General features: G+C 70.3%; 11 protein-coding genes. 5 read left to right on the plus strand and 6 right to left on the minus strand.

Translation table 11 applies throughout. The features are described from left to right. The first annotated feature begins 24 nt into the window (after positions 1 to 24). The 3 genes from ACZ53K_RS29495 to ACZ53K_RS29505 are packed head-to-tail and all read left to right on the plus strand — an operon-like array spanning position 25 to position 2,175. On the plus strand, positions 25 to 345 hold the full coding sequence (locus ACZ53K_RS29495) for a WXG100 family type VII secretion target (RefSeq protein WP_468842294.1): 321 nt from the start codon (positions 25 to 27) through the stop codon (positions 343 to 345). Beyond that, complete coding sequence (locus tag ACZ53K_RS29500) at positions 345 to 1,637, plus strand: WXG100-like domain-containing protein (protein WP_468842296.1); 1,293 nt, start codon at positions 345 to 347, stop codon at positions 1,635 to 1,637. The genes ACZ53K_RS29495 and ACZ53K_RS29500 overlap by 1 nt, the downstream gene beginning before the upstream one ends. Positions 1,638 to 1,644: 7 nt before the next feature. Further along, complete coding sequence (locus tag ACZ53K_RS29505; RefSeq protein ID WP_468842299.1) at positions 1,645 to 2,175, plus strand: SMI1/KNR4 family protein; 531 nt, start codon at positions 1,645 to 1,647, stop codon at positions 2,173 to 2,175. Between the two features lie 406 nt (positions 2,176 to 2,581). Here the strand turns inward: ACZ53K_RS29505 and ACZ53K_RS29510 are convergent, their stop codons facing one another. Further along, entirely contained in the window at positions 2,582 to 3,889 is a 1,308-nt protein-coding gene (locus ACZ53K_RS29510) for a LysE family translocator (protein ID WP_468842302.1), read from the minus strand. Positions 3,890 to 3,931: 42 nt separating this feature from the next. Continuing rightward, entirely contained in the window at positions 3,932 to 4,822 is an 891-nt protein-coding gene (locus ACZ53K_RS29515; protein ID WP_468842305.1) for a LysR family transcriptional regulator, read from the minus strand. Between the two features lie 69 nt (positions 4,823 to 4,891). Here ACZ53K_RS29515 and ACZ53K_RS29520 point away from each other — a divergent pair, with 69 nt between their 5' ends. Together ACZ53K_RS29520 and ACZ53K_RS29525 are read left to right on the plus strand one after the other, a co-directional pair. Next, the gene (locus ACZ53K_RS29520) at positions 4,892 to 5,794 is read left to right on the plus strand and encodes an EamA family transporter (protein WP_468842308.1); all 903 of its coding nucleotides are present in this window, start codon (positions 4,892 to 4,894) and stop codon (positions 5,792 to 5,794) included. Between the two features lie 17 nt (positions 5,795 to 5,811). Next, positions 5,812 to 6,378 (plus strand): GNAT family N-acetyltransferase, encoded by a 567-nt coding sequence (locus tag ACZ53K_RS29525; protein WP_468842313.1) that lies wholly within the window; start codon positions 5,812 to 5,814, stop codon positions 6,376 to 6,378. 79 nt (positions 6,379 to 6,457) lie between these two features. Here ACZ53K_RS29525 and ACZ53K_RS29530 read toward each other — a convergent pair whose 3' ends face one another. The 4 genes from ACZ53K_RS29530 to ACZ53K_RS29545 all read right to left on the minus strand — a co-directional run bounded on the left by ACZ53K_RS29530 (position 6,458) and on the right by ACZ53K_RS29545 (position 13,123). Further along, the gene (locus ACZ53K_RS29530) at positions 6,458 to 7,651 is read right to left on the minus strand and encodes an FAD-dependent oxidoreductase (RefSeq protein WP_468842316.1); all 1,194 of its coding nucleotides are present in this window, start codon (positions 7,649 to 7,651) and stop codon (positions 6,458 to 6,460) included. Between the two features lie 46 nt (positions 7,652 to 7,697). Continuing rightward, positions 7,698 to 9,164: a methyltransferase gene (locus ACZ53K_RS29535; protein WP_468842319.1), complete on the minus strand. Its 1,467-nt coding sequence runs from the start codon at positions 9,162 to 9,164 to the stop codon at positions 7,698 to 7,700. A gap of 26 nt (positions 9,165 to 9,190) precedes the next feature. Beyond that, positions 9,191 to 10,117 carry an NAD-dependent epimerase/dehydratase family protein gene (locus ACZ53K_RS29540; RefSeq protein WP_468842467.1) on the minus strand — a complete coding sequence of 309 codons (927 nt, stop codon included), beginning with the start codon at positions 10,115 to 10,117 and terminating at the stop codon, positions 9,191 to 9,193. A gap of 123 nt (positions 10,118 to 10,240) precedes the next feature. Further along, a complete protein-coding gene (locus tag ACZ53K_RS29545) occupies positions 10,241 to 13,123 on the minus strand; it encodes an alpha/beta fold hydrolase (protein WP_468842322.1) in 2,883 nt (960 codons plus the stop codon). Positions 13,124 to 13,237 lie beyond the last annotated feature (114 nt).

Here is a 13,237-nt window from a genome sequence, read left to right on the forward strand (position 1 = left end):
AAAGCCCAGTTCCTGGGGGGACCTATGGCCGGTGACGGCTTCGACGTAGACACGGACCAGCTCAAGTCCGCGGCGCCGCGTTTCCACCGGGAAGCGGATGCCCTGGCGAGGGCGACGAGCAAACTCAAGGGTTCACTGGACGGGCTCGGTTCGCCGTGGGGGAACGACGAACAGGGCCAGAAGTTCCAGCACGTGTACGCCCCGCATCGCGAGCAAATAGAAAAGGCGACCCAAGCCTTGGTCAAGGGTTTGAAAAGTATCTCCAAGACCATGAAGGACATGGCGGACAACCATCAGGAAGCCGACCGCTCTTCAGCCTCCGGCTTCGACCAGGGCGGTGCGTGATGGGGGCCGCCGACAAGGCCAAGGAAATCGTTCAGGATCTGACCGGCATGTGGTGGCCGGAGGGCGACGAGGACGAGCTGCGGGAAGCTGCGCGCGCCTGGCGGACGTTCGCCGATGACGTGGAGGACGTCACCGCAGCCGCGCACAAGCCTGCCCAGGACGTCATCGACAACAACAAGGGCCCGGGTATTGAGGCGTTCAGCGCGTTCTGGCGCAAGTACCACGGCGGCGGCAAGGGCTACCTGGACGACGTCGCCAGTGCCGCACGGGACATGGCCAAGGCGCTGGACAAGTTCGCCGACGAGATCGCCACAGCCAAAAAGCAGATTGAGCATGCCCTGGAAATCGCGGGTGCGGTGCTGGTCGCCGGGACGGCGCTGGCGCTGTTCACCGGCGGCATCAGCGAGGTGGCGGCAGTCGGCGCGACGGAAGCGATCGTTGCCGCGGCAAGTACCGCGGGGATGGCCGTGTCTGCCACGGTTGCGGAGATCGCCGGAACCGTGCTGGCCACGGCCGCCATCGGCAGCGTCGAAGCGATCACGGTGGACATCGTGGTGGCCCAGGGCGGGCGCAACCTGCTCGGCGACCAGAAGGGCATCAACGTCGCCGAGATCAAGGATGCCGGCGCCTCCGGCCTCCTGATGGGCGGCGCCTTCGGCGGTGCCGCACGCGGGGTCAAGGCGGTGCGCGACGCCGGTGGCTTCAAGAACGTTTTCGGCAAGATGAAGCTCGACAACCTGCGCAACTTCGAATTGATGCTGCCCAACCTGGGCGGCCCGCGTCTGGCGATGGCCGGCATGGAGCCTGTCGGTGGTCCTACCGGGCGCCTGTTGATGCGAAGCGCTCAGCAGGGTGGAGGCGGAGGCGCAAGGACGCCCCAGAAGCCGATTCCCTCATACTGCAAGCCGCCTGACAGCCTGGGACGGGCCACGGGCGTGGAAACGCGCATCACCCCGGACATGCTGGATGGCGGAACCAAGGCCTCCAGGCGGGTGAAGCCGCCGGGCTGGATCGGCGACACTGCCGGGCACACGCGCGGGCATCTGCTGGCGCGGTCGCTGGGAGGCGACGGCCGCGCGGAGGCCAACATCGTCATCATGTACGACAAGGCCAATAACGAAGTGATGGAAAAGCTGGAGGAGCGGATCTACGAGACCGTCAGCAAACGTGGTGATGTCGAGTACTCGGCGTCTCCCGTCTATGCCCGCCCCGATGACATCATTCCTACGGGAGTGCATGTGAGAGCCGTGGGCCCCGGTTTGCACATCGACCAGACCATTATCAACAAGTAGGTAGGACATGGCTGATCTCGACACCTTGGCATCGTTCCCGGCGACAGGTGAACCCGGCCCGGTTATGAACGATTGGGAAGAAGCCGAGGCGACCCTGGGCACGAGTTTCCCGCCTGCCTTCAAGACGTTTCTCACGGCTTTCGGCGGCGCTAAGTTCGATGACTTCCTGCGTGTCTACCGGGCGGGCGCCGAGAACGAACTCGTGGATCTGGTGGCCAGGACGCTTGCGGCAAGGAAGACATTGGAGGTGACGCGGGACGCGATCCGGGAACTGCTGGCAGAGCGCGGCGTGAAACCGTCGCAGCTGATCTGCTGGGGGGGCACGGACAACGCGGACATGTGCTTCCTGGTACCTCACGCCGACCCGGACCGCTGGGCCGTCCTGACGGTCATCGGCCGCGGCAGGGAGTACGACCTCTACGAGGGTCCGGTGGAGAGCTATCTGCTGCGGATCCTCCGAGGTGACATCGTGAGTGAGGTCTTCCCAGAAGACTTCCCTGACGAAGAGCCCGGCTACGAACGCAATCCCTGGATCTGAGCCGAGCAAAACGGCAACGGGCCGCGGCCCTCCGAGCCGCCCTGCCTTGCCGGAGCGAAGCAGGGCGGCTAGAGCAGGTTCAGTCGAGGAAGTACTCGACGTTGTTGAAGCTCACGTCGGCGCGAAGGCGTTGTTGCCGTGACTGTGCATGCTGCCGCCGCGCTGATATCACCCGTTCCGTTGACGGCCGTCGGGCCGGTATCGGCGGCCACGGTGTCCTCCGTCTTGTTAGCGGACCGGCGGGAGCTCGTCCCCAGGCTTTCCCCGGTCAGCGCCACGCCGTTGTAGCCGGGCTCGTCAGGCGGCGCCAACTGCGTAGGCGCCAAGATCGACCGGCACCTGGCCACCGGCAGACTGCCGGCGACCGACGAGGCCTGCAACAAGTCGGCCGCCGGGGGAAGCGCCTTCAGGCCATGGCCGTCCAGAAGAGACGAGCGGCGAGCAACAGAGTCACGCTGTTGCCGAGGACGGCCATGGCCAGGCGGCCGCGCTCGCCGGTGAGCAAGCCGCCGAGCAGGGCACCGCCCGAGGCGAGCAGCACCTGCCAGCTCGCCGAGGCGGCCAAGGCGGCGGCCACGAAGACCGTTCTGGCGGCGGGCGAGGGCGAGGATGCCTGGCGGCCGACGACCAGGGCGCCGAAGTAGACGATCGTGACCGGGTTGAGAAGCGTCAGCCCGACCAGGCCGGTATACGTACGCAACGCCGACGCGCCGACGTCCGGCGGCCTGTTCGCCCGGGTCCGGTGGGTACGTACAGCGATCACCAGGCCGCGCAGGGCGATGAGTGCGAGGACGGCCGCGCTGGCGAGTCGCAGTGGACGGGCGACAGAACCGATCGCCTCCGCGAATGCCGCCCCACCGACGACGGCGACGAGCGCGTACAGCCCGTCGGCAGTGGCGACCCCGAGCGCGGCAGCCATACCGTGCCGTAACGAGACCTGCGCGGAAAGCGTGACGATGAGAACCGACATGGCACCGACCGGCATGGCTATGCCGTAGCCGGCGAGCAGGCCGGTCAGGAGCGCATCGGTCACTGCGACCGTCTCACGTGCCATGACTCCATCGGCATCGGCATCGGCATCGCCCTCAGGGACCTGATAGCGCTGCCAGCCCAGGTGGTTCTGACAGTTCTGACAGCTCCGGCAGTCCTCATCATTGTCGGCATCCTCGGACGAGGGACAGTCTTCGGCCTCTCCGGTCGATGCCCATGACGACGACCGTGATCTCGTCACCGGCCTGGACGACGTTCTCCGGAGCTGCCGCCGGTGCGGGTGTGCAGGTGAGTCCCGTAGGTGCACGAACCCTTCGATGCCATCGGCGACCTGGACGAATGCGCCGAACGGGACGAGCAGGGTGACCCGTCCGCGTAGTTCCCGGCCCACCGTGGTGTGGTCGGCGAACGCCTGGAAGGGGTCGGGCCGGGTCGCCCGTAGGGACAGTCTGGCCTCTGCGTTCCACGTGTCGTGGCAGAGGAATTCGCAGGTGACGCGCTGCCCGGTCCGGACGATGTCCGAGGCGGTTTCGAAGCGGTGCCAGGAGAGGTCGGGGAGCGTGATGAACCCGACGCCGGGGAACGCCGGGTGGGCGGGGCCGTCGTCCAGTGCCACGAACACGCCGTACGGCTCGATCGCCGCGACGGTGCCGGCGAGCAGTTCACCTGGGCGCAAGGACTCCAGGAACGCCTGGAGGGCCGGTGCGTCGAACGGTTCGGGCATGCCCGCCAGCCTGCCATGGGGCGGTGGCGGGCTCCCCGGGCTTCACCGTGTTTGCCGTGAACCGTCGGCGTCGGCCGGAGCGGTGGCGAGGACCTGGTGGGCGAGTACCAGCAGGTCCGGGACGGCCGGGTGTCCCTGGCCAGGGCGCCAGGCGAGGACGACGGGTACGGGGGGCGCGTCCGCGAGCGGGCGGTAGATCAGTGAGGGGTGCATGTGGTTGCTCGGGGTGGCCGAGGTGGAGATGCCCACGGCGCGGCCCGCGGCGATGGCGATGAGCCATTCGTCGGTGTTGGTCACCTCGATGGTCGCGGCCGGCCGGGCCGTCGGCGGCCAGAGGTCGATCGTCGTGGTGCCGGAGACGGTGTTGAGGGCGATCGTGTGCGCGGCGAGGTCCGCCAGGGTGATCCGGGGCAGTGCCGCCAGCGGGCTGTCCACCGGCATGACCGCCACCCGGTGCTCCGAGGCCAGTGGTTCCGTACGGAGTCCCGGCGTCGTGACGGCGCCGCGCAGCAGGGCCGCGTCGGTCTTGCCGTGGGTGAGGCCCGCCGTACGGTCGTCGATACGGAGCAGTTCCAGCGGCGTGTCCGGGCGCGTCTCGTCCCAGCGGCGCAGCAGCGGGACGGTGTGGTCGCCGAGCGCCGCCCAGGTGTGGCCGAGGCGCAGCGGCCAGCGGCGCAGCCCTGCGGGGTCCAGGGCGGTCTCGACGGCGGCGAGGGCGGCGCGGGCTTTGTCGCGGAACGTATGGCCCTCTGGGGTCAGTTCCAGGTGATGTGTGGAACGGTCCACGAGCCGGGCGCCCAGGTGGTTCTCCAGTTGGCGCAGGGTGCGGGAGAGCGCGGGCTGGCCCAGGTGGAGGCGGGCCGCGGCGCGGGTGACGTTGCCTTCGTCGGCGATGGCGAGGAAGGCACGCAGATGCCGCAGCTCCATGGTCATGCTTCGGAAGCATAACCGGTTCGAACTTGGCATTTCACGGGACGCCGGCGGGTTCCTAGCGTGCTGGTCATGGCTTCTACGATGCACAATGCGTCCGCGCGGACGGCAGCGCCCGTTATCGTCCGGCATGCCCCTGGGCGCGGTTCCCTCGGCGGTGTCGGCCTGGTGCTGGGCGGGACGCTGTCCGTCCAGTTCGGTTCGGCCTTCGCCGCGCTGTTGTTCCCCCGGGCCGGAGCGCTCGGCACGGTCGCGCTGCGGGTGGTCTTCGCCGCTCTGCTGCTGGTGGTCATCACCCGGCCGCGGCTGCGCGGGTACGCGCGCGCCGACTGGGCGGTGGCCGTCGGGTACGGCCTGGCGCTCGGCGGCATGAACATCCTCTTCTACCAGGCGATCGACCGTATTCCGCTGGGGCCGGCGGTCACCTTGGAGGTGGTCGGTCCCCTGCTGCTGTCGGTCGTCGCCTCCCGTCGCGCCGCCAGTGTGCTGTGGGCCGTGCTCGCGCTGGCCGGTGTCTGCCTGCTGGGCCGCGGCGGTTTCGGTGAACTGAACGCCGTGGGCGCGGGGTTCGCGCTCGGTGCCGGGGCGATGTGGGCCGCGTACATCGTGTTCAACGCCCGTGCGGGCGCCCGTTTCCCGCGGCTGGACGGCCTGACGATCGCGATGAGCGTCGCGGCGCTGGTCAGTCTGCCGCTGGGTGTCGGCGCTTCGGGCGGGGCGCTGCTGGAACCGGGCGTACTCGGCCTGGGCCTGGTCATCGCGGTACTCAGCTCCAGCATGCCGTACACCCTGGAACTGCTCGCCCTGCGGCGGCTGCCCGCGGCGACGTTCGCGGTGCTGGCGGCGCTGGCGCCGGCCGTGGCCGCGGGGGCGGGGTACCTGGTACTGGGACAAGGGTTGTCGCTGCCGCAGTGCGTGGCGATCGCGATGGTGGTCATGGCGAGTGCCGGAGCGGTACGTACGGGCACACGCTGACCGCCTATGATCGGCCGGTGAACACCACCTCTGTCTTACTCACGGCCGCCGCGACGCCGACCGCCCCCGCTCTCACGCTCCGGCCCTGGGCTGAGAACGATGTGGCCGCGCTGGTCGAGGCGTATCGGGATCCGCAGGTGCGCCGTTGGGCGCCGTCCCCGCTGGAGAGCGAGGCCGACGGTCTGCGCTGGATCCGGGCCGCGGAAGAGAGCTGGGCCGCGGGCGACCGGCTCTCTTTCGCCGTACTCGAAGCGGCCCCCGACGCGCCGCCACGAGTGGTGGGCAATGTGATGCTCAAGGACGCCGTACCCGGCAAGCCCGTCGCCGAGGTCGGCTACTGGACCGCCGCTTGGGCCCGGGGGCGCGGTGTGGCTCCCCGAGCCCTGCAGGCGCTCACCGCCTGGTCCTTCGACACGTTCCGGGCAGGTGGTTTGGAGGGCCTCGAACTTCTGCATCAGGCGGACAACCTGGCGTCCTGCCGGGTCGCGCAGAAGTGCGGCTACGAATTCGACAGGATTCTGCCCGCCTCACCGCCGACGTACCCGCTCGACGGCCATCTGCACCTCCGGCGCGCAGCCGCCTGACCCGGCCGCGGCACCGGCTCGGCGGCGGCAGCGCCGGCCGAGCCGATGTCCGGTACGGCCTGCCGCCGCCCCGGCCCCGCTACGCCGCTCCCACCGGCGCCTGCCAGTCGATGCGGTGCCCGGCCAGCCAGCCCGGGGTCCCCGGGCGGCCGCGCTCCAGCAGCCGGGGCATCATGGCGTCGCGCAGCGCCCGCTTGAGGCGGGAGGAGGGCATCTTGTCGTCGCCCATGCGGGCGCTCATCGCCACCACCCGCTCGACACGGCCCCGGCGCAGATCTTCGTACGTCCGCAGCGCCTGCGGGACCCCGGGAACATCGCGCAGGCACTTGGCGAGGATCACGCTGTCCTCCAGCGCCATGGAGCCGCCCTGCCCGGCATGCGCTGCCGCGTGGGCGGCATCGCCGATGACCACCATCGAGCCGTTCTGCCACACGGGGAGTTTCGGCAGATCGTAGGTGTTGCTGCTGATCATCGTCTCGCCGGTGGCGGTGACGAGGTCGGCGGCGGGGGTGTCGTCCTGGGCGAGGAGGGCCAGCAGGCGTTCGCGCCACTGGCCGCTCGTGGTGCCGGTGATGTCGGCGCGGGTCAGTTCGGCGCCCGGCATGTTGACGAACCACCAGGTCTCGCCGTCCGGGGCGGTGGTGTAGCCGACGAAGGACCGCTTGCCGTAGATCATGCGGTAGCCGTCGGGCGAGGCCGGGGCGGTGCTGTCCCGGGTGTATCCGAAGACGGTGTTCAGACCCGTGTAGCGGGGCCCCGGCGCATTGGGGTCGATCACCTGGCGGGTGGTGGAACGCAGTCCGTCGGCCCCGATGAGCAGGTCGCCCTCGGCGGTGCTGCCGTCCGCGAAGGAGGCCGCCACCCGGCCGTCGGGGGTGGTCGTGGCTCCCGTGAACCGCTTGCCGTGTTCGACGCGGATGCCGCGCCGGGCCGCTTCCTCGTACAGTACCTGGTACAGCGCCGCCCGGCGCAGCGTGCGCGGGGTCGTTCCGCCGGGTCGCCCGTCCCCCAGGGTGACGTGGCCGAGCTCGCGGCCCGTACTGCTCATGAAGTGCACGCCGGCCGCCGGGAAGGAACGTTCCCGTACGAGTTCCAGGGCGTCGATGGCCCGCAGTGCGTCCAGGCCGTTCTCCATGAGGGTGACGAAGGCGCCGGCCTCGTCCGCCGCGGTGTCGTACGCCTCGTGGACGACGGACCGGATGCCCGCCTTGTGCAGGGCCATCGCGGTGGCCGGACCGGCGATGCCGCCGCCGATGATCAGGGCTGTGGTCATGGTCTCGCTCCTTCGTGCCGCCCGGGGGCGCGGGTCGGGTCGCCGGTCACTTGACGCCCACGACCAGCGAGCGGGGCCCCGGCAGCGGCTGGACCCGGCAGTCGCGGAAGCCGGCTTCCTGCAGCCAGCCGATGCCGTCCGCGCCGGTGTAGTCGAAGCCGCCCGGGCTCTGGACGAGCATGTGCAGGCTCATCAGCAGGCCGAAGGTGTTGTGCCGGCGTTCGTCGTCTATCAGCGCGTCGGCGATCACCACGGCGCCGCCGTCGGGCAGCGCGTCGTACGCCTTGCGCAGCAGCATCCGCTTGGTCTCCAGGTCCCAGTCGTGCAGGATCTGGCTGAGGACGAGCACGTCGGCGCGGGGCAGTTCGTCGGTGAGGAAGCTGCCGGGCCGGAAGGACATCCGGTCGCCGAGCCCGGCGGCGGCCACCGTCTCGTCGACGGTGGGGCCGACCGGCGGCAGATCGAAGCCGGTGCCGGTGAGGTGGGGGTGGGCGCGCAGGACGTGGGAGAGCAGGGCGCCCTCCGAGCAGCCGATGTCGGCGACGGTGCGGTACCGCGACCAGTCGAAGGTCTCGGCCAGGGCGGTGATGGTGGGCAGTGAGCCGCTGGTCATCGCCCGCTGGAACCGGCGCAGCCGTTCCGGGTCGGCGTACAGCTCCTCGAACGGGTCGCTGCCGTCCTCGGGCACGTTGGTCTGCGGCAGGCCGGTGCGCAGTGCCTCGGTCAGCTGCCCCCAGGGGGCGTAGTCGTGTTCGCTGATGAACTCCAGGATGGCGCCGAGGTAGTGCTCGGGCTTTCCGTTGTCCAGGACGGCGTCGGCGGCCGGGGTGTTGCGGTAGCGGCCCGCTTCGCGGTCGAGCAGGTTCATCGAGACCAGCGCGTCGAAGAAGTCGAGGGCGCCTCGTGGGTGGATGCCGATGCGGGTACGGAGTTCCTCGGCGTCCAGGGGCTGCCCGGCGCGGGCGAGTTCGGTGAAGACGCCCAGTTCGCAGGCCGACATCAGCACCTTGGAGTTCCAGAAGCCCAGGCCGGTCCGGAGGATGTCGCCGGCCGGGTCGCCACCGGAGCCGGCCGGGTCGGCGACGGTCGCGGGCTGCTCTTCGCCCGCCGCCGTCGGCGGTTCCAGCAGCCGGACCACCTGCGCCGAGTCGAAGAAGTCCTCGAAGTGTGTCGCCCGGCCGTCGACGATGCGCCAGGAGTGCACGAACTTGACCGTGCCGCTCACCCCGCTGCGCGCACCCCGCATGTGGTGCCTGCCGAAGACCGCGACCCGGTCCCCGGATGCGAAGAACTCCTCCGGTTCCGGGCGCATCTCGCTGAAGACGCCCGGTACGCGGGACATGAACTCCCGGACCTCGCGGTGGCCCTTCTTGGTGCCGCCGAGCCCGTAGGCGTCCATGCCGTCGGGGTGGGTCCACAGGATGTCGGGGGCGAAGAACGCGAGGACGCCGTCGAGGTCGCGGCGGTGGAACGCGGCGTAGGCGGAGCGGATGGTCTCGGTGTGCGTGGGCATGGCTGCGCTTCCTCCAGGGGCTGTGGTCACGGCTGCGGGGTGGCGGGTTCGGCGTCCGGGAAGTGCGCCGCGAGGGTGCGGCGGATGCCGGTGCGCCAGTCGACCCGGCAGTCGCCGATCAGGGCCCGGCGCCGGGTGTTGTCGAAGGCGTAGGTCTCGCGGGAGACCCCGGACTCGGCGAACCGGGCCGGTACCCCGGTCACCTCCGCGACGTACGCCATCAGGTCCCGGATGCCCACGGTGTCGTCGCCGCCCCAGTTCACGACCTGGGCCGGCACACCGGCGGCGTCCCACAGCAGCGGCACCTGGCGGGCTATGTCGTCGGTGTGGATCGGGCTGCACAGGTGCTGGCCGCCGGGCGGCATCTCGATGGGCCGGCCGGCCAGCGTCTGCCGGTGCAGCAGTACCGGTACGCCGCCGTGGCCGTACGGCCCGTAGGCCACGTTGAGGCGGGCGATGGTGGTGGGCAGGCCGAGGGTCGCGGCGAAGGCCCGTACGGTGCCCTCGGTGGCGAGCTTGCCCACGGGGTAGGTGGGCAGCCAGGGTGCCCGGCCGCCCAGCGGGTCGGTCTCGGCGTAGTGGTGGTCGAGCCCCTGGGAGGCGTAGATCGCGCCGGTGGAGACGAAGAGAAAGGATTCCGCGCGGCGGCAGTGGGTCATCAGGCGCCCGGTGGCCACCGAGTTGATCGCCACCGCGTCCTCGAAGTCGCTGCCGTCGCCGCGGTGCACGGCCGAGTGCAGCACATGGGTGAAGTCGTCCGGCAGGCCGTCGAGGCCGTCCGTGGCCATGTCCCACCGCCTGGTGCGCATGCCCTGGGCGGTCAGTGCGCGTTCGGCCTCGGTGTCGCCGAAGCGGCCCAGGCACCAGACATCGTTGTCCCGGGCCAGTGACTCGGCCACCGGCCGGGCCACTTGGCCGGTCGCCCCGGTGATCAGGATCTTCTTTCCCGCCAGCACGGGTTCTCCTTCGCTGTTGTCACGTTCGCGTACGGGCCGCCCGCCTCCCGCCGCGCAGGCGGGCCGGAGCGGCACCTCGTGGGGCCGGGACCGGGACCGGCGGGCCCCGTGGGCCGGGGGTCAGTTGCCGTCGAGCGCCTGGTCCAGCTCCCGGCGCAGGATGTCCTGGAAGGCGGCGACGTGCTGGTGACCCATCAATGTGTAGTGCTCACCCGGTACGTCGATGTACGTCACCGGGCTGCGGCTGAAGCCGTCCCACTTCTTGAGCTGGAGGTTCAGCCACTCCTCCTTGGTGCCGCGGATGGGGATGGCGTAGAAGACGGTGAGCCGCTCCACGCTGCCGCCCGGCTCGTAGGTACGGCCCATGGTCAGCAGCGACTGCGCCAGTTCCGCCCACTCGGTGAACGCGGCCTGGTCCAGGTCAAGTTCGGCCAGCCGACCGGGCGGCGCGTAGGAAAGCAGCTCTGTGAGGGGGTCGCGGCCGGCGGGGAGGGCTCGCAGCTCCGCGGGGAGCCGCTCGGACTGCTCCTTGTCGATCAGGTCGAGGAAGAACGCCAGGTTGACCGCACCCTCGATGAAGTCGAGTTCTTCCATGCGCGGCTTGATGTGCGGCGGCAGGTTGAAGATTCCGACGAAGTCGACCCGCTCCCCCTGCGCCTCCAGTACCTTCGCGATCTCGAAGGCCACCGCTCCGCCGTAGGAGTACCCGGCGACGGCGTACGGGCCGTGCGGCTGCCGCTCGCGGATGGCCCGCACGTAGCACTGGACCATCTCGTCGAACTCGGTGAAGTAGCTCTCCCCGGCATTGAATCCGCGGGCCCGCAGCGCGTAGAACGGCCGCTCCTGCGTGAAGTACGCGGCGAGGTTGACGAAGACGAGCACCTCGCCGACGCCCGGGTGCACACAGAACAGCGGTGTCTTGCTGCCGGTGGTCTGCAGCGGTACGAGCGGGTCGTACGCGACGGGGCCGGCCGTCTGGCCCGCGTCGATCCGCTGGGCCAGTTCACGTACGGACGGGGCGCGCAGGAGGTCCAGGACCGGCAGGTTCGGGATGCCGAAGGTGCGCTCGACCTGGCTCTTCAGGCGCAGGATGTCCAGGGAGGTACCGCCGAGTTCGAAGAAGCTCGCGGTGGCGCTGAGGGTTTCGGGGTCGGCGTCGAACAGCTCGGCGTAGATGGTGGCCAGCGTGGTCTCGGTGGCGCCTTCCGGTGCCGTATGGCCGCCCAGCTGCCGCTCCGTCAGGGCGGTGACGTGCTGCTCGTACGGGGCCAGGCCGCCGGATTCCAGGCGCTTGCGCAGCAGCGCGCGCTGGATCTTGCCGAGGCTGGTCTTGGGGAACGCCTCGGCGGGCAGCGGCAGCACCAGCGTCGGCCGGAAACCCCAGTGCAGGACGATGCTGCCGCGGATCGCGACGAGCAGGCGGTGCAGTTCGGCCTCGCTACGGTCGTCGGCGGCTTCGACGCGGCCGTCGGTGCCCTCGGTACGGCCGTCGGCGTCCTCGGCGGCCGGGAGGGCGGCGTCGAGCGGTTCCGACGGCGCGAAGGCGACGACGAGCTGTTCGGTGTCGCTGCCGGGCCGGCGGATGGGGAAGGCGGCGACGTACGACGGCTGCACACCGTCGAGCTGCTCCAGCACCGTCTCAAGGTCGTGACTGAAGTAGTTGACGCCGTTGACGATGATGCTGTCCTTGCTGCGCCCCACCAGGGTGAGCCGGCCGTCGGTCACCGTGCCCAGGTCACCGGTCCGAAACCAGCCGTCCGCGGTGAATGCCTGCCGGGTCGCCTCCTTGTTGTTGTAGTAGCCGGTGCACACCATCGGGCCGCGCAGTTGCAGTTCCCCGGCCATGCCGTCGGGCAGCGGTACGTCATCGTCGTCGACCGCCCTCATCTGCAGTTCGGTGACCGCGGTGCCCAGGGAGGCGAATTCCTGCCCGGCGTCCGCGGCGGGGAACTCCCGGGAGTAGATGCTGCCGGCGCAGGTCTCCGTCATGCCGAAGGCGGGCCACACCGCGCCGCGGTGCAGTCCGTACGGCGCGAGCCGGTCGAGGAAGGTGAGTCCCGTCGCGCACACGACGGCCTCGCCGCCGCTCACGATGTGGCGCAGGCAGCCGAGATCGGGAGCGAAGTCTGCCGGTGGCCGTTCCAGCGCGCTGTTGATGTATCCGAGGAGGAAGTTGGGGGTGAAGGTGACGGTGACGCGGTGCGCGTCGATCAGCCGGATGAACCGCAGCGGGTCCTCCAGGATCGCGTCGGGGCCGATGTGGATCTGGGTGGCGCCCACCGACAGCGGCAGCAGGTGGCACTCCAGCAGTGCCGCCACGTGGTCGAAGGAGATCCAGTTCAGCGTGGTGTCACCGGAGTGCAGCCGGTGGTGCCCGTTCTTGCCCCGCATGGACGCGAGCAGGTTGCCGTGCGTCAGCATGACGGCCTTGGCGGCGCCCGTGGAACCCGAGGTGAGCACCAGCAGCGCCAGATCCTCCGCGACGGCGCGGTGGAAGTCCGTCGCGGGCTCGGCCGACGCCAGGTCCTCCGCGACGGCGACGGCCAGCCCCGGAACGTCGGGCAGTTCACCCTTCAGGCTGCCGGTCGTGACCAGCAGGGGCCCGTCGAGCAGGGTGTTCACGTGCGCCAGCTGCGCGGCCCACCGTTCGGCGTCCGTTCTCAACGGCACCAGCGGACAGGGTACGTAGCCGCCCAGCACACACCCCCAGAACGCGGGTATGAAGTCCTCGGCCTGTTCCAGGAGGAGCGCGACCCGGTCTCCGGGCCGCAGCCCCGCTGCTCGCAGCCCGCCCGTCATGCGGGCTGCCGCCTGGAGCAGTTCGGGATACGTCAGCAGGGGTGACGTATCCGCCCCGTCGCCGGAGAGGCAGAGCACACCGGATTCGGGGCGGTTCCCGGCGGCGTCCAGCAGCAGATCCACCAGGCAGCCGCCGGGGCCGGCGCCGGGCACATCGGGCGTCGACGGGTTCTGGTCCGCGGTGTGAGGCAGTAATTCGCGCATGACTGTGGTCCTTTCCGACTACTTGCTGGGTTTTCGGCGGTCGAGGGGACTCCGGCGCACGGCCGAACCCGCCGAAGGCACGACAGCGCTGGGGTGGTGTCCGATCGGGCAGGG

The sequence above is a fragment of the Streptomyces sp. NPDC033221 genome, from assembly GCF_055577005.1.